Here is an 18,612-nt window from a genome sequence, read left to right as displayed (position 1 = left end):
CATCGCGCAAGGGCGCCGTTGCGCACAGATTCCTAGCTTTTGGGGTGGTGACGCTCTTCCTGCTGTTCCTGGCGTCGGCGATGGCGCTCGGCTACGCGATCTCGCGCCATGACCGTGTCGTCGCCACGCGCGAGAGCGAGGCTGTGAAGACTTCCCTGCGTGAGCGCGAGATCCGGATCCGTGATGCCCTTTCCGGAGTCATGACGGAGCGGGATCTGCTCGCCCATATCGCGCGTGGGGACCTTGATGATCTTCACCAGAAATTCGGCCGGCATCTGCAGGAGGCGGCGGGTCTTGAATACGTCTACATCGTGGACGCGCACGGCAAGACCATCTACGCCTCGGAAAATGGGCGCCAGGGTGTGGGCGCGGCCCACCACGCCCTTGAGCCCGCCATCACGCGCCTGCTGACCGAGCTGCACGAGGCCCCGAAGGGCGAGGACCCCGCCGGGCTCTCGGTCGGGGACGGCGAGGCGGTTGTTCTCACCGCCACCGTGTTCCGGCTGCAGAGCGAGGCTGTTGCCAGCCCACAGCCATTGGCCATCATCGGCGCCGATGTGCTCGATTCCGAGCTGCTCTCCTCGCTGGCCCGCTCCGCCGCGCTTGAAGGCGGCGCGCTCACTCTTTCCGACAGGCCGGCAAATCTCGGCAAGAGCGAGCTTGTGGAACCGAACCTGCTCGACGGCTCATCGGTGCGCCTGACCTGGCGCAGCGATCAGCCGGCGGCCTTCCTGCTGCTGGCCGCCGTGCCGCTGCTGCTGGTGGTGGCGGTGGCCCTTTGCCTCGTCTTCTTCGTGCTCATGCTGCGGGCCCGGCGGCTGGCGGCGGCCCTGGGCGAGAGCGAGGCGCGGGCCCGGGAGATCATCAATCAGGACCAGCTCACCGGCCTGTGCAGCCGGGGCCACTTCGTGACCCTGCTTGATGCCGCCCTGAAGCCGCCCAGGCGCACGGACCAGCTGGCGGTGGTGTTCGTGGACCTTGATGACTTCAAGGCCATCAACGACAGCCACGGCCACGCGGTGGGTGATCAGCTGCTGCAAGTGGTGGCCCGGCGCCTGCGCGGAGGGCTCGGCGAGCGGGGCGCGGTGGCGCGTGTCGGCGGCGATGAGTTCGTGCTGTTCGCGCATTACGAGACCGAGGCGGAGTTCGGAAGCCTGGTGGCCAGCCTTTACGGCCTGCTGAGCATTCCCGTGCTGCTGGATTCGCTCGACCTGCGGATCGCGACGTCCATGGGCGCGGCCCGGGCGCCGAAGGATGCGAACGACTCGGCGGAGCTGATGCGCCTGGCCGACATCGCCCTTTATCGCGCCAAGGCTGACGGGGGCGGCATCTTCCGCGACTTCGAGGTGGCCTTCGAGCAGGAGCAGATTCGCCTGCGCCGGACCGAGCAGGAGGTGGTGCGGGCGCTGGAGCATGGCGAGCTCACCGTGCTCTATCAGCCGCAGGTGGATGTGGAGACCGAGCGGGTGGTGGGCTTCGAGGCGCTGGTGCGGTGGGACCATCCCACGCGCGGCCGCCTGCTGCCCGGGGCCTTCGTGCCGATTGCGGAACGGTCGCGACTCATCACCCGCATCGATGCCTTCGTGCTTCGGCGCGCCTGCACCGATGCGCGGCGACTGCCGGGGGTGACGCTTTCGGTCAATCTCTCCCCCCTCAACCTGCGCACTGCCGGCATCGCCGACGACATCCAGGCGACCCTGCGGGAGACGGGCTTTGATCCGAACCGCCTGGAGCTGGAGATCACCGAGAGCGCGATCATCGACCCCGGCGCCGGCGCCGCCCTGGCCCTGACGCGGCTGCGGGAGCGGGGCATCCGCCTGGCGCTCGATGATTTCGGCACCGGCCATGCCTCCCTGGTCCATGTGCGGCGCTATCCCATCACCAAGATCAAGGTGGATCGCTCCTTCATCATGAATCTGGGCCAGCAGCGGGATGCGGCCTCCATCGTGGAATATGTGGTGCGGCTCGGCCGTTCGCTGGGCGTGACGGTGACCGCGGAAGGGGTGGAGACGCGCGAGCAGCTGCGCTTCCTGCGGGCGTTCGGGGCGCACCATGCGCAGGGCTATCTGTTCGGTCCGCCGCTGTCGCTCGAGGCGGCGGTGAAAATGGTGGAACGCCAGCGCACCGGCGCCGTTGCCGCCACCGACGATGACGTTGCCGAGCTGGGGGATTTTCCGCAGCAGCTGCCGCCCCCGCTCAACGCCGTGGATTGAGCGATCGGGATTGCCCTCGCCGGCGCACGAATTTCTTTTAAAGAAAAATATTTTCTGTATAAGGTCGACTGTCTCGCTTTCGCGGCGGCTGCCGGCGGTTTTGTCTTGCATGTGTCCGGCGGCCGGCCAAGAACGCGGGCGACGCGAACGCGGGTGAGCCGCACGCAGGTTCGGCGCGCCGCGAGGGCTTCAGGCGGGCAATCGCGTGCCCTGCCGGCGAGCCGGAGCGGCGCGGTGGACTGTGCCACGCCTGTGTTTGCAGCCCAAGTCCATAGCTTCTGTCCGCAGCCTTGCATCCGCCCTTGCCGGCGCCAAATGACGGGATCTTCTTCCGTGATCGAAACCAAGCCCATTGATGGAAAAGCCTTCGCCGCCAACCTGCGCACCCGCATCGCCGAAGAGGTGGCGGAGCTCGGCCGCGCGCGCGGCATCAAGCCCGGCCTCGCGGTGGTGCTGGTGGGCGAGGACCCGGCGAGCCAGGTCTATGTGCGCAACAAGGCCGCGCAGACCCTTGAAGTCGGCATGACCTCCTTCGAGCACAAGCTGCCGGCCGAGACCGCCGAGGCCGATCTTCTGGCCCTGGTGGCCAAGCTGAACGCCGATCCGGCGGTCAACGGCATCCTGGTTCAGCTGCCTTTGCCGGGCCATATCGATTCCACCAAGGTGCTGGCGGCCATCGATCCGGCCAAGGACGTGGACGGCTTCCATGTGGTGAATGCGGGCCGCCTGGCGGTGGGCCTCGACGCGCTGGTGCCGTGCACGCCGCTCGGCTGCGTGATGCTGCTGAAGCATCATCTGGGCAACCTCTCGGGCATGAAGGCGGTGGTGGTGGGGCGCTCCAACATCGTCGGCAAGCCGGCGGCCCAGCTGCTGCTGAAGGAAGACTGCACCGTCACCATCGCCCATTCGCGCACCCGTGACTTGCCGGGCGAGTGCCGGCAGGCGGACATTCTGGTGGCGGCGGTGGGCCGCCCCGAAATGATCCGTGGCGACTGGATCAAGCCCGGCGCCACGGTGATCGACGTGGGCATCAACCGCATTCCGAAGGAAGACGGCAAGACGAAGCTGGTGGGTGACGTGGCCTATGCGGAAGCCCAGGGCATTGCCGGCCTCATCACCCCGGTGCCGGGCGGTGTGGGCCCTATGACCATCGCCTGCCTGCTCCAGAACACGCTCACCGCCACCCGCCGCCAGAACGGCCTGTGAGCCGCTCGGGCCGTTGAAGGGAGCCGGGTCATGAGCATCGATCGCAAGAAGACCTTCACGCCGCTCGAGATCGAGGAGCGGCTGAGGGGGGACCTCCCCCACTGGCGCTATGAGGACGGCTGGATCCGCCGCACCTACCGCACCAACAGCTGGAAGGGCACTTTGATGGTGATCAACGCGGTGGGTCACCTTGCGGAAGCAGCATGGCACCACCCGGACCTCACCGCCTCTTACGCGTGGGTCGAGGTGCGCCTGATGTCCCACGACGCCAAGGGCATCACGGTGCGCGACTTCGCTCTGGCGCAGAAGATCGAAGAGGTGGTCCAGTGGCAGCCCGGCTTGGGCGAGGACACGCCGCTGGAAGGCACGCCCGCCCACGATCTGCGCTTCGCCTACGTGAAGTATGATTGACGCGTTTTCGCTCGAGAACGCCTGAACGAAGCGGCGGTCCACCCTGGCCGCCGCTTCGCGCGTTTAGAGTTGGCTGGACCGGACCGGGCGCGCGGCCGTAAGAAGGCGGAAAAGCGTTTGGGAGCTCCGCCATGACCTCGCTTCTCCACCGCCTCGGCATGTCCATCCCCCTCATTCAGGCGCCCATGGCGGGCACGTCCACGCCGAATCTGGCGGCGGCGGTGGCCTCCGCCGGGGGGCTGGGCTCCATCGCCCTCGGCGCGGGCAATGCGGAGGCGGGGCGGCAGCTGATCGCCTCCACCCGCGCGCTGACGGACAAGCCCTTCAACGTCAATGTGTTCTGCCACGAGTCGGCACAGCGCGACGCGGTGCGCGAGGCCGATTGGCTTTTGGCCCTGGCGCCCGCCTTCGCTCGCTTCGGGGCGGCACCGCCCACGGTGATTCACGAGATCTATCGCAGCTTCCGCGCGGATCCGGACATGGTCGAGATGCTGGTGGCGGAGCGGCCGGCGGTGGTCAGCTTCCATTTCGGCTTGCCTTCGGATGAGGTCATCGGACGACTGAAGTCGGCTGGCGCGGTGCTGTTCGCCACCGCCACCAGCCTGGCCGAGGGGCGGCTCGTGGAAGCGGCGGGCATTGATGCGGTGGTGGCGCAGGGCTACGAGGCCGGCGGCCATCGCGGCATGTTCGATCCCGAGGCGCCCGATGACCGCCTCTCCACCCTGGCGCTGGTGCAGCTGCTGGCGCGGGAGCTGTCCATTCCCGTGATCGCGGCGGGCGGCATCATGAATGGCGGGGGCATTGCGGCGGCCCTTGCGTCCGGTGCCCTGGCCGCCCAGCTCGGCACCGCCTTCATCGGCTGCCCGGAGAGCGCGGCCGATGCCGGCCACCGGGCCGCCTTGTCCAGCGAGGCTGCCCTTCACACGGTGATGACCGACGCCATTTCCGGTCGCCCGGCACGCTGCCTCGCCAACGGCTTCACCGCATTCGCCGCTGATCTTGATGCGCCCCGCGCCGCCTATCCGGTGGCCTATGACGCGGGCAAGGCGCTGAATGCGGCGGCCAAGGCGGCCGGTGATTCCAGCTTCGGCGCCCAGTGGGCAGGGCAGGGCGCACCGCTCGCCCGCGCTCTTCCGGCGGCGGAATTGTGCGACCTGCTGATGCGCGAATACGCCTCGGTTCGCGCCGCGCTGGCCGTGCGCTGAGGCCGTATCGCACTTTTCGAACCGGCCTCCTTTCCATATACGGGCTGGCGTTCCCATGGTCGTGTCTGTCTTCGGCACGAATGCTCCTGGCAGACGTGGCTCGGGCACCCACGGCATTGGCGCGTCAGGCGGCCGGCCGGTCGTTTCCCTCCATCTGATGGCGCGCCGCCGAGGCAGCAAGTACGCCCGCGCCCGCCTGGGGAAGAGGCGGTAAGGTGGTCGCTTGGCCAGAGGGAGTGGCGCGTTCCGCTTCTCTGTCCGTTTGGCGCGTTCCTTGGGTTCAGCGTGCTTCCGCGACAGGAGCAGGCGCGGCCCGCGACCTGGTCTTGCGGCGTCCCCTCCATCGCGCGGAGCCTGTGGACTCCGCCGGAAGGGGAAGGAGGACAGCAGCGGCTCAAGCCTGTCGCAACCGCTGCGCACGTTTCATCTGCGGCGCAAGACGCGGCAGAAGCGGCAAATGCGCCCGCACCCACCTGGGGAAGAGGCAGGAAGGTGCTCGCTTCCCCGGAGGAGGCGGCGGGTGCCGCTTCATTGCCCGCTTGGCTCGCTCGTTGAATTCAGAGTGATTCCGCGACGGGGCAGCCCGGCCAGAGACCCGGTCTTGTGGCGTCCCTCCGTTGCGCGGAGGCTGCGGACCCTGGCGGAAGCGGAAGTAGGACCGCGGCGGCTTAAGCCTGTCGCCGCCGCTACGTGCGTTTCATCTGCGGCGCAAGATGCGGCCGAGGGGCGCTCCAGCTCATGTCGCCATGTTTCGTGTGGTGAAAGGCGATGGCTGGCCTAGTGATCTTGGTCTTCGCGGCAGCCCTCGGGCGACGAGCCTCCAGCGAAAGGGCGAGCCGCCACCGGGATGCTTCGCACGCTGCAGCGCCCCCACGGGGACCGTGGCGGCAGGTCAGGAGCGCGGGCAGGAAGTGCATGCGCCAAGGGAACTTGCGCCAAGGGAACTTGCGCCAAGGGAACTTGCGCCAAGGGAACTTGCGCCAAGTGACCCCGCGCCAAGGGAACCGGGGGCAAGCCAACCAGGGGCAAGGGAAACTGTGCCACGCGAAGAGGCGAGGCCCTAACGGGCGATCGCGCCTTCACAGCTTGTCTTCTGACAAGGATGGAACGCGCCCGGGCCGCCACTTGCAAGCCGGAGAAGGGGGCGCCGCCCGCCCCCTGTGTCCAAAAGGCGCTCGGTCTATGCCGCGATCCCGCAGGAGGCGCTGAGGGCCCGGGCCACGGCGGCGAGGCGGTCCGGATCGAGGGCGCCGGTGCGGCCTTCGGCGCATAGGGCGCCCCGGAAGCCGAGATAATCGGGATGGAGCGCGGCCAGAGGGGCCACATCCGGGAGCTTCAGGGAGCCGGCGAGGCCCGTCATCAGCTTGTGCCGCCGGGCCAGCTCCACGAAGCGGGCCAGGGAGGCCTCAGCCAGGTGTGCGCGCAGGCTGCCGGCCGCTTTATCCGCCGTATCGAGCATGATTCCGGCAAACCCCGCCGCCGCGAAAGCCGGCACGAGCTCGATATCCGGCGCCTGATCGGCGAACAGCACGGCGATGAGCCGCGTGTCCCGCGCAATGGGCGCAAGCGCGGCAAGGCACGGCGTCAGGGCCGCTTCCGCGCCATCCCGGGGCAGCGCGAAGCCGATTTTCACCAGGGGCACGCCGGTGGCGGCGGTGCGCGCGGCGGCGGCCGCGAGGCGGGCCGCATCGAGCGGGTGATCGCCCACGGTGGCGCTCAGGTTCGGGCCTGCCTGATGGGCGCGCCAGCGCGTAACCGCCTCTTTCAGCCGATCCTCCGGCCAAGCGCCGAGCGCCCCTTCGGACGGGTTCTTGAGATCGACGATGTCCACGCCGCAGGCGAGGGCCGTTTCCATTTCGTCGAGATTGGCCACGGAGGCGAGGAAGCCGGGGGTGCTCATGAGGCCTCCTTGGCGCGGTGGGCGGCGAGAGCGTCCATCAGCCAGCCCCAGGCCTCGCGCTCGGCCGGGCCGGCGGTTTTCTCGACGGCGATGGCGAGGTGCGCCATCTCGCGTTCCACCTGATCGAGCGGCAGCATATGGAGGCGCGAGACCAGCACCGCCCCTTCCACGCAGGCGGCCACGGCGCGGTTGAGGCCGTGGAACACACCGTGACTTTCCTCCCGCACCACGCGGCAGAAGAAGCGCGGGCGCTGGGCATCCTCCTCCACCCGCTCCACCACGAATTCCCCGTGGGCCAAAGTCTCGGCAAGGCGCACGCTGGCGCCGGCGGGCACGGTGGGCCAATCGCGGCGGCGGCCGGTGACGCAGCCGGCGAAGATGCGCGCGTCGTCCGTGAAATTGATGACGCCGGCGCGGCTGGCCATGAGATTGTCGAGGGTGCGCGAGGGGCGGAACGGCATCAGCAGATAGCCGCCTTCCACCACGCTCGCCCCCATGGGCGCCACATGCGGCTCGCCGGTGGGCGAAGCCGTGGTGACGATGGTCTCCCTAATCACTTTTTTCGCCTTTCTGATCGGCATTCTTTTTGGCGGAGAGGGTTGAGCCCGCTTCCTTGAACGTCAATTTGTGGGCCTCGTCCACCTGGCCTCCGGTCTCGCCCGCCACGCCCCAGCGCAGGGGCTCATCCTGGGCGTAGCGCTTGCCCAGCTGGAAGGCGATCTCGGCCCGCGCCGTCTCCACACCCAGATAAAAGGCATGGGCGCCGTCATGTTCCACCTTCAGATGGGGGAACAAAGCAAACGGCTCGGCGGCCACGTGGTGGCTCTCGCGATTATAGGCGTGAATGCCCTTTTCGCTCACCTCGATGCGATAGGCGCGGTCTGTCACCTCCGCGGCAAGCTGCTCCACGTCCCGCGCGGTGGTGGTGAGGGGCTTGCGATCGCGCAGCGCCATCAGTCCGCCGCCGAAGCCCTGGGGCAGAGAGCGGGCCTCGCGCGCGGCGAAGAATTCCCGCCGCGCCCGGTCGAACTCGCGCACGGCGGTGCGGCAATGGGGGCTCACCTGCACCGCCAGCACCGCATTGAGATGCAGTTCCGAGATCACCCCCATGAGGATGGCGTTGATGCCGGTGGTGTCGGCATCCGTCAGCTCCGTGACGTTGCCGATGCCCATGAGGATGGGGATTTCCGGCTTCAGCCGACGCAGCTCCGCATAGCGCAGGATGGAGCCGGTGAAGCCGAAATGGATGGGGTCGAGAATGGGGTCGGCCAGGAACGGCTGGCCCATGGCCTCGCACGCCTCCACCGCCCGGATGAGGGAGGAAAGGTCGCCCTGCTTGGCCGGCACCAGAACCGGCACGGCGGGGCCTTCCTTGGCGATGTCGAGATTGGTCTCGTTGAGGCTCAACAGGAAGTCGGTCCCCGCCCGCGTCGCCCGCGCCAGCTCGGAGAGGTCGAACGAATCGACGCTCACCCGGAAGCCCTCAGCCTTCAGCGCGGCGATGCTCTCTTCTAGGTGGGGAAAGGGCTCATCCGGCAAGGCGCCGAGGTCGATCACGTCGGCGCCGTCGGCCTTCAGGCGCCGGGCGCGCTCCAAAAGGCCGTCCACCGAGAGGCGGGTGGCGTCCACGATCTCCGCGAACAGCATCACCTCCTGCCGGGAGAGATCGGCGGTGCCGCCGCCTTTGCCGAAATAATCAGGAATGTCCGCCGCCTCTTCCGGCCCGCGCGCGAAGGGGATGCCGAAATGGGCGGCCAGCCGGTCGAGATCGCCCCGGAAACGGCCGGGCATCACCACCCGGTCGATGCCATCGGGCAGCTTCAGGCGGCGTTCCACGATTTCGGCGGTCATCAGCGCCGCCACCTTCACGCCGATATTGATGACCACCGGGTGCAAAGCCTCGTCCGCAATCGCCTCCGCGATGCGAGCAATGCGCGGTTCCGCCAGGGATCCGGTAATGAGCGCGACCCGCTCCGCCATGGGTCAGCTCGCCGGGGAAATGAGGCCCGCGGCGGCGAGCTCCGACCGACGGCGGGCGATGGCCACCCTCAGCTCGGACAGGCTCTCGGCCACGTCGGTTGCGTCGAATTCCTTGAGCTTCTGCGTGTTCTCAAGGTCGATGCGGCGCGGATAGACCGGCACCGGGCCTTCCGGCGCCATGGTGATGAGCTCCGGCGCGCTGTCGCAGGCGAACACGATGCAGTGGACCCGGCACTTGCCGGCCTGGGCGAAGCAGTTGGTGACCAGGGAATCAGAGATGCCGTAAACCGCCTTCGCCACCGTGTTGGAGGTGGCGGGGGAGACCACCAGCGTGTGGTATTCCCCATGATAGAAGCGCCCCACCGAGGCGGAAGAGGCGCTGTCGTCGCGATAGATGTGCACGGTGTCCGGCAGCGGCTCCTTGTCCTGCCGGTACATGCGCAGGACCTCGGCGGCGGCCGCGGAAATGAAGAGATCCACGTCTCCCAATTCGCGGATGATCTCCATGCTCTCCGTGAAGAAATGGCCGGAGCCCGTCAGGGCCCACGCCCAGCGGGGATTGGTCACTTTTTTCATCGGGGCCTTCGCCCTTCAAGGTTCGTGGGTCCTGCCCGCCGCTTCGAATGGGGCAAGGACGGTGTCGAGGGTGGACGCATCGTCCGCGGCGGCAAGCACAATATCGCCTTCGTAGCCGAGCGCCATGCCTTCAAGCGCCTGATCCACCAGACCAAGCCGGCTCCAGGTGGAAACATCCTCCGCACGCGTGCCCGAGGGTGGCGGAACGGAGGCGCCCTCGGCTTTTATGAGCAGCAGGCGCGGGGCCTGAAGCTGGCGCGCCAGCCATAAGGCAAGGCTGTCGGATGTCACGTCCCAGCTCTCGGGAATCTCGGCGTGGCCGATCAGCAGCGCCGCCGGAAACCACAGGGCCGCGCCCGTGCCGGCGGCGGCGAGCCCGGCGAGGGTGCGGGCCGGGCGCAAGGTGGGGGCCAGATCCTGGAGCAGGCAGGCCGTCTGCTCCATGGCGAGGATGGCCATGCGATGGGCCGCGCTTTCGCTGAAGCCGAGATGCGCCTGGGCCTCGCGCACCGCATCGGCGAACACGCCGCCTCCCGGCACAAGCACCACGCCGGGCAGGGGCGCGAGGCGGGCCAGCAGCGCGCGCGGTGGTGCCTCCCGCATGAGGCTGCCGCCCAGCTTGACCACGAGGGGACCGGGGGGAAGGGCTGGAGGATTCAAGAGCGCACCCGTTCGCCGGTAATGGTGGGGCCTCGCGCCCGTCGCGGACGAATGTAACATGACTGCATGCGGGTGAGGGCACCGCGGCGCGAAGCGGCTCGCCGGCCGGCTCCACGCCAGCCGCAAGGCTGGATCGGCATGAATGCACTTGACGTCATCAGCATTGCGGAGATAGCTTTGTTACAAAGCTAATAACCAATCCTTCCAGCGAGCCTGAGATGTCGCAAACCGACTTTCCTCCTCTGGATTCGCGCACCTTTCGCCAGGTGCTGGGCCAGTTCGCCACCGGTGTCGCGGTGGTGACCGCCAGCGCCGCCGACGGCACGCGCATCGGCATGACCATGAGTTCGTTCAACTCGGTCTCCCTCGATCCGCCCCTCGTCCTGTTTTCCGTGGACCGGCGCGCCTTGTCGCTGCCGGCCATGCGCGAGGCGCGCGGGTTCGGCATCAACATCCTGGGTGAGGACCAGCGCGAGCTGTCCGACCGCTTCGCCCGTGCCCTGGAGGACAAGTGGAGCGCGGTGGACCACCATCTCGGCGCCCATGACGTGCCCCTGCTGAAGGGTGCGCTCGCACACCTGGAATGCGCGCCCTACGCCGTCCATGAGGGTGGCGACCACGAGATTTTCATTGCCCGCGTGCTGCGCGTGTCAGCCCCCAGCACCGAGGCCCCTCTCATCTTCTTTCGCGGGCGCTATCATGCGCTTGCGTCCACCGACATGCCGCAGCGCTGAAGCGACTGCGGCCAACATCGAAGGACCTTCCAGATGATCAAGAACGGAGCCCAGCACACCGCCAGCCTTCAGGACGGCCGCGAGGTCTTCCTCGACGGCAAGCTGGTGAAGGACGTGACCACCCACCCCGGCTATGAGCGGGCGGTGGCCTCGGTCGCCAAGATGTTCGACTTTCACAGCGCCCCGGAAAACGCGGAGCTGATGACCTTCGCCACCGAGACCGGCACCCGCGCCAACCGCATCTGGCAGCTGCCCCACAGCTATGAGGACCTGGTGACCCGCCGCAAGGGCCTGGAAGCCTGGACCGAGCTGCATGGCGGCTTCCTCGGCCGCGCGCCGGACCACGTGGCCTCCTGCATTGCCGGCATGTATATGGGGCTCGACCAGTTCGAGGCCTATGACAAGGCCCGCGCCAATGCGCTGGCGGACTATTACCGCTACGCCCGCGACAATGACCTCTACCTCACCTACGTCATCATCAATCCCCAGGCCGACCGCTCCAAGGGCGCGGCCGAGCAGGCCGATCCGTTCCTGTCCGCGGCCATCGTGGACCGCGACGCGGAAGGCATCACCGTGCGCGGGGCCAAGATGCTGGCCACCGGCGGCATCATGGCGAACGAGGTGTTCGTCACCTGCATCCAGCCGCTGCAGCCGGGCGACGAGAAATATGCCCTCTCCTTCGCCATTCCCATGAATGCGAAGGGCCTGAAGGTGCTCTCGCGCAAGTCCTATGAGGCGGCCGCGCCGTCGGTCTTCGACAATCCCCTGGCCAGCCGCTTCGACGAGAATGACGCGGTGCTGTACTTCGACGACGTGAAGGTGCCGTGGGACCGGGTGTTCATCGTCGATGACATCGCCATGGTGGGCAAGCAGTTCCACGCCACCCCGGCGCACGTTTACCAGAACTACCAGGCGCAGATCCGCCTTTCGGTGAAGGTGCGCTTCCTGGCGGGCCTTGCCCGGCGCATCGCCGAGGTGAATGGCATCATCAACTTCCCCCAGGTGCGCGAGACCCTGGGCCAGCTCGCCGCCGAGGTGGGCATGGTGGACGCCTTCGTGGCAGCCATGGAGGCCAAGGGCACCACCTATGGCCCCTATTTCATCCCCGACCGGCACACCCTTTATGCCGCGCAGACCATGGCGCAGCAGCTTTATGGCAAGCTCATCGCCACCCTGCGGGAGCTGGCCGGCGGCGGCCTCATCATGCTGCCGTCCTCGGTGCACGATTACGAAAATCCGGAGCTGGCGGCCCTCATCCGCAAGACCCAGCAGTCGCCCGCCGCCAGCGCCGACGAGCGCGTGAAGTTCTTCAAGCTGGCGTGGGACGCGGTGGGCTCCGAGTTCGCCTCGCGCCATGCGCAGTATGAGATGTTCTATGCCGGCGCGAGCTTCGTGGTGAAGAACCACTCCTTCCGCACCTATGACTGGAACAAGGCCGGCGATCTCGTGAACCGCATGCTCTCCAGCTACGACCTCGCTGACGAAGTGCCCGCCGCGACGGCCCAAGCGGCCGAGTGAGCGCGCCCAAGGATTTCACATCAAGGACTGCCCCGAATGGCCATCAACAAGATCCACGACGAGTTCAAGACCGTCGATCTTTCCACCGGCTGGGAGGTGCCTCCCGGCTATCCTCCCGGTATCCAGCAGAAGATCCTTTCCGGTGTGCTGGACGAGAAGAACAAGCAGGGCTCGCGCACGCGCATCCTGCGCTTCTCTCCCGGCATCTTCACCACCAAGCCCTTCGTGCATGACTATTGGGAAGAGGTGTTCCTCTTCTCCGGCGACCTGACCGTGGGCAATGACGACAAGGGGGAGGGTGGGGAATCCTTCCAGCCCTTCACCTATGCGGTGAGGCCTCCGGGAGCCTTCCACGGGCCCTTCAAGTCCGAAAAGGGCTGCATGCTGCTCGAAATCCATTATTACGATCCGGTCTGAACCGTTTCGCCCGATGCGCCCGCCCCGTGTCCCTGACGGGGCGGGTTTTCTGCTTTTGGCAGCGTCATTTCTGGCACGTGCAATTCTGGTAGCTCCATGTCGTCCGCTCTGCCCCTCATCGCCTCCCCTCACCCCACCCTTTCCGAGCTCGCAGCCGATCTCGCCGCGGGCCGCACCACATCCCGCGCGCTGACCGAGGCTTGCCTCGAGCAGATCCGCGACCCCGGCGGGGAGGGCGCGCGCGCCTTCGTTTCCGTTGATGCCGAAGCGGCGCTGGCGGCGGCCGAGGCCCAGGACGCCCTGCGCCAGGCGGGCGCGGCGACCTCGCCCTTCGCGGGCATCCCCATCTCGGTGAAGGACCTGTTCGACGTGGCAGGGCAGGTGACCGCCGCCGGCTCGCGCGTGCTGGCGGATGCCCCCGCCGCGACCCGTGATGCCCCTGCCGTGGCGCGGCTGCGCCAGGCCGGTTTCGTCATCATCGGCCGGAACACCATGACCGAGTTCGCCTATTCCGGCCTCGGCATGAACCCCCATTATGGTGATCCGCGCGCGCCGTTCGAGCGTGCCGTGGGCCGCGTGTCCGGTGGCTCCTCCTCCGGTGGCGCGGTGGCGGTGGCCGATGGCATGGCCCATGCCGCGCTGGGCACCGATACCGGCGGCTCCTGCCGCATCCCGGCGGCTTTCTGCGGCATCACCGGCTTCAAGCCCACGGCCCGCCGTGTGCCGCGCGCGGGTGCCTTTCCCCTGTCGGGAACCCTGGACAGCGTGGGCCCGCTGGCGCGTTCCGTCGCGTGCTGCGCGGCGCTCGATGCCATCCTCTCGGGCGTCGGCGAAGCTGCGCTGGCGGCACGCCCGCTGAAGGGCCTGCGCCTTCTCGTGCCGACCACGGTGGCCCTCGACGGGCTCGAGCCGGAAGTGGCTATGGTCTTCGAGGCGGCCCTGTCGCGTCTTTCGCAGGCGGGGGCGGTGGTGAGCCAGGAGGCTTTCCCCGAATTCGCGGACATCGCGCCCATGAACGCGAAGGGCGGCTTCACGGCCGCGGAGAGCTATGCGGTGCACCGCAAGCTGCTGGAGGAAAAGGGCGACGTTTACGACCCGCGCGTGTCCGTGCGCATCCGGCGCGGGACCGAGCAGTCCGCGGCGGATTACCTGGATCTGGTCGAGGCCCGCAATGCGCTGGTGCAGCAGGCCACGGCCCGCCTTGCGCCCTATGATGCGCTGGTGATGCCGACCGCGCCCATGCTGCCGCCGCGCATCGCGGACCTGGCCAGCGATGATGCCGCCTATGGCAAGGCGAACCTCGCGGCGCTGCGCAACCCCACCCTCATCAACATGATGGATGGCTGTGCCATCTCCCTGCCGCTGTCGGGGAATGCCGGCGCCCCGGTGGGGCTGATGCTGGCCGCGGCCGGTGGGCAGGATGGCGCGCTTCTTTCCATCGCGGCCGGCGTGGAAGCCCTGCTGCAGGGGTGAGGCGGCGCATCCCGTCTGTATCTCCGGGAGGCCTTTGCGCTGGCCGGAAGAAGAAAGAGGCCCGTGAGCTTGGCTCACGGGCCTCTTTCTTGATCTCTTGCCGCCGGAGCGTCAGCTGTTGCTCTCATTAAAGACGGAGAAGTCCGTGGTGGCGATCACGGCATAGGGATTGCTCGCGTTCTCGTCATCCTTTGTGGAGGCGCTCGCCTGAGTGGTCTGGGCCGTCTCCTGGGACTGTTGGGCGCTGAGCCGCGCGGTCAATTCGGCGATCTGGGCCGTGACCTGATTGAGGCTCTTCTGCGCCGTCTGGATGGCTTCGGCCTTTTCGTCGTCGGTCATGTCCTCGGAAGCATTCGCTTCGTCGATCTGCTTCTGCAGGGCGACCTGGCTTGCCCGCAGCTTGGTGATCTGCGCAGAGATGTCAGACGAACCGCTGCCGGAGCTGGCGGTTGTGACAGATGTCGAGACGGAAGAAACGGAAACCATGTCTACCCCCAATATGAAAACCCGGCTCTTATTCTGCCGTCAGGGGCTGGTCCAAGGCTGTGTTTCTGAATAAGTCTTAAGTGTTTCCGAATGTTGCTGGGCGAATGCGATGCGGGCGGCGGTGTGTCGCGCGGCGGCCCTGCGGCGATGCCTGCAGACCGGTGCGGCGCGAGCGCCCTGGGCGCGAAGCTGCGCCGCCTTGGGCGTGAGGCTGCGCGGCTCTGGCCACAGGGTATGATGCATCTGGATGTCTGCTCAAGTCGGGCGCGGTGCCGCCCGTGCATGAAGGAGCGCTCAGAGCTGGCGGTTGAGGTTGTCGACGAAGGAGCGGATGTGGGCCCGCACGGCCGCCTCGGCGGCATCGGGATCGCGGGAGCGCAGGGCTTCGACGATAGCCGCGTGCTCCTCCACCACCCGCTGGTGGTGCTCCGGCGCGCGCAGGGAGACGAACCACACCCGCTGCGCCTTTTCGTGCAGGCTCTTCAGAATCTCGGCCAGCACCGGATTGCCGGCCGCGGCGGAAATGGTCGCGTGAAATTCCCGGTCGAGCGCCATCAGCTCCGCCACGTCGCGATTGGCGGCGGCCTCCACGCCCAGGGCCACGTTGATGGCCAGCGCCGAGAGGTGCGCGGGCTCCGCGCGCTCGGCGGCAAGGCGCGCGCAGAAGCACTCGTTCAGCAGGCGCACTTCCACCATGTCGTGCACTTCGTCATGGGAAATGGGGCGCACCACGATGCCCTTGCGGGGCAGCACCTCCACCAGGCCGTCGCGCATAAGCCGGTCGAACGCCTGGCGCACAGGGGTGCGGCCGATATTGATGGCGGAGGACACCGCCGCCTCGCTCAGCACTTCCCCCGGGCGGAACACGCACATGATGATGCGCGCCTTGATGAGCTCATAGGCCTCGTCGCGCAGCGAACGGGCGGGGGCTGCCGTCTCGACCGGCTCCGCCGAAACGTCCAGCAGGGTGTTTGCCGCTTCCGTCCGCATGTTCGTCTTGTCCCTGAACGCGCGCCGGCCGCATGGTGGCGACCGGCGGGGTGTTGCTGTTGCTTATCCGGCTATGGGAAGGGTGGTTACGTCGTAGCCGTGGCGCAGGGTGCGGCCCAGTACCGGATCCACCAGCTCGAACTCGAACCGCTCCGCCGGGCGGATGCCGCCATGCGCCGCCAGGGTGCCGCAATACATCACGGCGCCGTTGCCGAAGGGCGCGCCATAGCCGGCGAGAATGTCGGCGGGCGGCAGCATCGCGGCGACCGTGCCCTCCTGATAAAGCTCCTTCTTGCCATCGATGACGGCGTAGGAGCGCAGGATCAGGTCATCCCAGTGGCCGGCAACCTCGTCCAGGGCCCACAGCTCGGCGGCCACGGGCTTGTCGCACACCTGCTTGGAAACCGTGATGTTGTAGGTCTCCACCTTGCGGTCCGTGTGGTCGGAGCCGACGCCGAGGAAATAGCGCCCCTCCGCCGCCACGATCACGAACTCGACCTCGCCCGAGGAATCGCCGCCCACGCACTCGATGGCGCCGGCCGTGGTGAGGCGCGAGGCTCCGACCCGGTAATAGATGGGGGTGGAGGCCGGGCGCGGCACCCCGAGGGCCTCGAGCTCGACGATGTGCTTCTCCAGCGCGACCTTGTCGCGACCGGTCCAGCCGGCGATGACCGCGGTGCGGATCAGCAGCGTTTCTTCATAGCTGCGGCCGTCGGCATGGATGGTGAAGGTGAGGGCGGTGCCCGGCATCATGGTCCTCGAACTAGTCAGTCGTTTTTCAAGAAAAAGGGTGCCGGCGCCCCAGGTCAGGGCAGAAATGGGGCGCCGGCCTTACGCGTTCGCCGAGGTCAGTTCGGCAGGCGCGTGTCCAGAAGCGTCCACTTTCCGTCCTTCACCTCGATCACATAGACCGGCTTCACGGCGTCGCCGTCGGTGAAGGAGATGGAGCCCTCCATCGCGGGATAGTCCTTCAGCTTGGAGATCTGGTCGCGGATGGCGGCGCGCTCGGCGGCCACCTTGGCCTTGTCGCCGGTGACGCCGGCCTTCTTCATGGCCTCCGCGTAGAGGTAGACGATGTCATAGACCGAGGCGTCCATCTGGTTGGGATCGGTGCGCAGGCCGGCGGCCTTGGTGCGCTTGGCGAACTCTTCCGTGAAGGCCTTGGTCTTGTCGTTGGCATCGGCGAAGAAGGTGGTGCCGATGGTCATGGTCTCGCCGGCGCCGTCCATGCGCTTGGGCAGCTCGGGGTCAGCCATGTTGGTGCCGCCGATGATGCGGGTGGAAACGCCCTGGCGCTTCAGCTCCTTGGCGAGGTTGATGGCGCCCTCGGGCGGGGAGCCGAGGCCGACGATGTCCGGGTTGATCTGCTTGAGCTGCGCCACCTGGGGCGACAGGTCGAAGGCGCCCAGCTGGAAGTCCACCGAGCCCTTGAGCGGAATGGAGAACTTCTCGAACTCCGCCGGCACGACCTTGGTGCCGATGGACTTGGACACCACGTCGTCGGTGGCATAGGCCGCCGCGCCGGAGGCCATGGGCAGCTTCTTGTCCTTCACCGCGCCGAGCACGGAATCGATCACCTTGCCTTCGTCGGTGGTGTTGCGGAAGCCGTAGGTGAAGCCCTTGGTGAGGCCGGGGGCGGAAGAGGCCATGGACATCTGCGAGATGCCCTCGCGCTCGCCCACCGGGAAGGTGGTGCGCACCTCGGAGGAGGAGAACGGGCCGATCACGGCGAGGGCGCCGGCATCCTGCGCGAAGGAGCGCACGGCGGTGGTGGCCTGCTTGGGATCGCCGGCGGTGTCGAACTTCACCACCTTGATCTTCTTGCCGTTGATGCCGCCCTTGGCGTTGATCTCCTCGACCGCCATGTCGACGGCGATTTCATTGGTGTTGGCAAGGCTCACATAAGGGCCGCTCTTGGCCATCATGTAACCGAGGATCAGATCATCCTCGGCGCGGGCGGCGCCGCCCGCAACCAGCGCCGCCAGCATGGTGGCGCCCAACAGGACCTGCTTCTTCATGTCCCAACTCCTCTGAAGGTTCTTTTGCCAACGGCTCCGGTCATCGACCGGCGCCCATGGATTCCACGCACACGCCGCGCAAAGGCTGCCGGCGGATCAGGCGGGGGCGTCTTCCCCCGCGCCGAGATAGGCCGCCTGCAGGCGGGGATCGTCCGCGAGCGTTTTGGGATCGCCCGCCATGGTCACGCGGCCGAGCTCCAGCACGGTCGCGTGGTGCGCCACGGAAAGGGCCTTGCCCGTGTTCTGCTCCACCAGCAGCACGGCGAGGCCCTCATGGTTCAGTTCACGGATCAGCTCGAACAGCTTCTGCACGAACAGGGGAGACAGGCCGAGGGAGGGCTCGTCCAGCATCATCAACCTCGGCTTGGCCATCATGGCGCGGCCGATGGCGAGCATCTGCTGCTCGCCGCCCGAGAGGCAGGAGGCCAGCATGTTCCGCCGCGCCGCCAGATTGGAGAAGCGGGCATAGATGGCTTCCAGCTCGCGGCCGATGGCGGCGCTGTCGCGGCGCATATGGGCGCCCAGCAGCAGGTTTTCCTCCACCGTCAGCGAGATGAGGATGCGCCGGCCCTCGGGCACCAGCACCAGCCCTTCGCCGATGCGCTTGTGAGGCGCGGCGCGGCTCATGTCCCGGTCGGCGAAGGTGATGCCGCCGGACTTCAGCGGCACGGCGCCCAGGATGGCCTTGAGCAGCGTGCTCTTGCCGGCGCCATTGGCGCCCAGCACGGTGACGATCTCGCCTTCTTTCACCTGCAGTGAAACGTCCTTCAGGGCGTTCACGCGGCCGTAGGAGACGGAGATTCCGGAAACGTCGAGAAGCGCCAT

Annotated in this window: 18 protein-coding genes; 8 read left to right on the top strand and 10 right to left on the bottom strand. The window is 67.6% G+C overall.

The genetic code is table 11. The features are described 5' to 3' along the window. Nucleotides 1-44: 44 nt before the first annotated feature. The 4 genes from V5F26_RS15785 (at nucleotide 45) to V5F26_RS15770 (ending at nucleotide 5,035) form a co-directional block, all read left to right on the top strand. Nucleotides 45-2,213: a putative bifunctional diguanylate cyclase/phosphodiesterase gene (locus V5F26_RS15785; RefSeq protein ID WP_394946431.1), complete on the top strand. Its 2,169-nt coding sequence runs from the start codon at nucleotides 45-47 to the stop codon at nucleotides 2,211-2,213. A 333-nt stretch (nucleotides 2,214-2,546) separates the two neighbouring features. Beyond that, entirely contained in the window at nucleotides 2,547-3,419 is an 873-nt protein-coding gene (gene folD / locus V5F26_RS15780) for a bifunctional methylenetetrahydrofolate dehydrogenase/methenyltetrahydrofolate cyclohydrolase FolD (protein WP_234050669.1), read from the top strand. Nucleotides 3,420-3,449: 30 nt separating this feature from the next. Next, entirely contained in the window at nucleotides 3,450-3,830 is a 381-nt protein-coding gene (locus V5F26_RS15775) for a 4a-hydroxytetrahydrobiopterin dehydratase (RefSeq protein ID WP_234050668.1), read from the top strand. 131 nt (nucleotides 3,831-3,961) lie between these two features. After that, complete coding sequence (locus V5F26_RS15770; RefSeq protein WP_394056465.1) at nucleotides 3,962-5,035, top strand: NAD(P)H-dependent flavin oxidoreductase; 1,074 nt, start codon at nucleotides 3,962-3,964, stop codon at nucleotides 5,033-5,035. Nucleotides 5,036-6,215: 1,180 nt separating this feature from the next. Here the strand turns inward: V5F26_RS15770 and V5F26_RS15765 are convergent. Genes V5F26_RS15765 through V5F26_RS15745 form a run of 5 tightly spaced genes read right to left on the bottom strand, consistent with a single transcriptional unit; the run spans nucleotide 6,216 to nucleotide 10,151 of the window. After that, nucleotides 6,216-6,935: a (5-formylfuran-3-yl)methyl phosphate synthase gene (locus tag V5F26_RS15765; RefSeq protein ID WP_394946430.1), complete on the bottom strand. Its 720-nt coding sequence runs from the start codon at nucleotides 6,933-6,935 to the stop codon at nucleotides 6,216-6,218. Further along, nucleotides 6,932-7,492, bottom strand: a complete 561-nt coding sequence (locus V5F26_RS15760; protein ID WP_394946429.1) for a DUF447 domain-containing protein — start codon at nucleotides 7,490-7,492, stop codon at nucleotides 6,932-6,934. The genes V5F26_RS15765 and V5F26_RS15760 overlap by 4 nt, the downstream gene beginning before the upstream one ends. Then, a complete protein-coding gene (locus tag V5F26_RS15755) occupies nucleotides 7,485-8,915 on the bottom strand; it encodes a DUF6513 domain-containing protein (RefSeq protein ID WP_394946428.1) in 1,431 nt (476 codons plus the stop codon). Before V5F26_RS15755 ends, V5F26_RS15760 begins: the two co-directional genes overlap by 8 nt. 3 nt (nucleotides 8,916-8,918) lie before the next feature. Continuing rightward, nucleotides 8,919-9,491, bottom strand: a complete 573-nt coding sequence (locus V5F26_RS15750) for a flavoprotein (RefSeq protein ID WP_394946427.1) — start codon at nucleotides 9,489-9,491, stop codon at nucleotides 8,919-8,921. A 15-nt stretch (nucleotides 9,492-9,506) separates the two neighbouring features. Next, complete coding sequence (locus V5F26_RS15745) at nucleotides 9,507-10,151, bottom strand: hypothetical protein (RefSeq protein ID WP_394946426.1); 645 nt, start codon at nucleotides 10,149-10,151, stop codon at nucleotides 9,507-9,509. Between the two features lie 218 nt (nucleotides 10,152-10,369). Between V5F26_RS15745 and V5F26_RS15740 the strand changes: the two genes are divergently transcribed. From V5F26_RS15740 to V5F26_RS15725, 4 genes are all read left to right on the top strand, one after another. Then, nucleotides 10,370-10,885 carry a flavin reductase family protein gene (locus tag V5F26_RS15740; RefSeq protein WP_394056475.1) on the top strand — a complete coding sequence of 172 codons (516 nt, stop codon included), beginning with the start codon at nucleotides 10,370-10,372 and terminating at the stop codon, nucleotides 10,883-10,885. A 33-nt stretch (nucleotides 10,886-10,918) separates the two neighbouring features. After that, nucleotides 10,919-12,403: a 4-hydroxyphenylacetate 3-hydroxylase family protein gene (locus tag V5F26_RS15735; protein ID WP_394056477.1), complete on the top strand. Its 1,485-nt coding sequence runs from the start codon at nucleotides 10,919-10,921 to the stop codon at nucleotides 12,401-12,403. Between the two features lie 36 nt (nucleotides 12,404-12,439). Beyond that, complete coding sequence (locus tag V5F26_RS15730) at nucleotides 12,440-12,820, top strand: cupin domain-containing protein (protein WP_234050659.1); 381 nt, start codon at nucleotides 12,440-12,442, stop codon at nucleotides 12,818-12,820. A gap of 96 nt (nucleotides 12,821-12,916) precedes the next feature. Then, on the top strand, nucleotides 12,917-14,293 hold the full coding sequence (locus V5F26_RS15725) for an amidase (protein ID WP_234050658.1): 1,377 nt from the start codon (nucleotides 12,917-12,919) through the stop codon (nucleotides 14,291-14,293). A gap of 111 nt (nucleotides 14,294-14,404) precedes the next feature. Here V5F26_RS15725 and V5F26_RS15720 read toward each other — a convergent pair whose 3' ends face one another. From V5F26_RS15720 to V5F26_RS15700, 5 genes are all read right to left on the bottom strand, one after another. Beyond that, nucleotides 14,405-14,779, bottom strand: a complete 375-nt coding sequence (locus V5F26_RS15720; protein ID WP_234050657.1) for a FlxA-like family protein — start codon at nucleotides 14,777-14,779, stop codon at nucleotides 14,405-14,407. A gap of 294 nt (nucleotides 14,780-15,073) precedes the next feature. Then, the gene (locus V5F26_RS15715) at nucleotides 15,074-15,769 is read right to left on the bottom strand and encodes a GntR family transcriptional regulator (RefSeq protein ID WP_234050656.1); all 696 of its coding nucleotides are present in this window, start codon (nucleotides 15,767-15,769) and stop codon (nucleotides 15,074-15,076) included. 63 nt (nucleotides 15,770-15,832) lie between these two features. After that, nucleotides 15,833-16,519, bottom strand: a complete 687-nt coding sequence (locus V5F26_RS15710; RefSeq protein ID WP_234050836.1) for a DUF2848 domain-containing protein — start codon at nucleotides 16,517-16,519, stop codon at nucleotides 15,833-15,835. A gap of 98 nt (nucleotides 16,520-16,617) precedes the next feature. Further along, the gene (locus V5F26_RS15705; protein WP_234050655.1) at nucleotides 16,618-17,787 is read right to left on the bottom strand and encodes an ABC transporter substrate-binding protein; all 1,170 of its coding nucleotides are present in this window, start codon (nucleotides 17,785-17,787) and stop codon (nucleotides 16,618-16,620) included. Nucleotides 17,788-17,883: 96 nt separating this feature from the next. Next, entirely contained in the window at nucleotides 17,884-18,612 is a 729-nt protein-coding gene (locus V5F26_RS15700; RefSeq protein ID WP_234050654.1) for an ABC transporter ATP-binding protein, read from the bottom strand.

This window comes from Xanthobacter variabilis, from assembly GCF_043831965.2.
In the GTDB taxonomy this organism is placed as follows: Bacteria; Pseudomonadota; Alphaproteobacteria; order Rhizobiales; family Xanthobacteraceae; genus Xanthobacter.
Note: the sequence above shows the minus strand (reverse complement) of the source record. Positions and strands in the feature narration are given on the sequence as shown.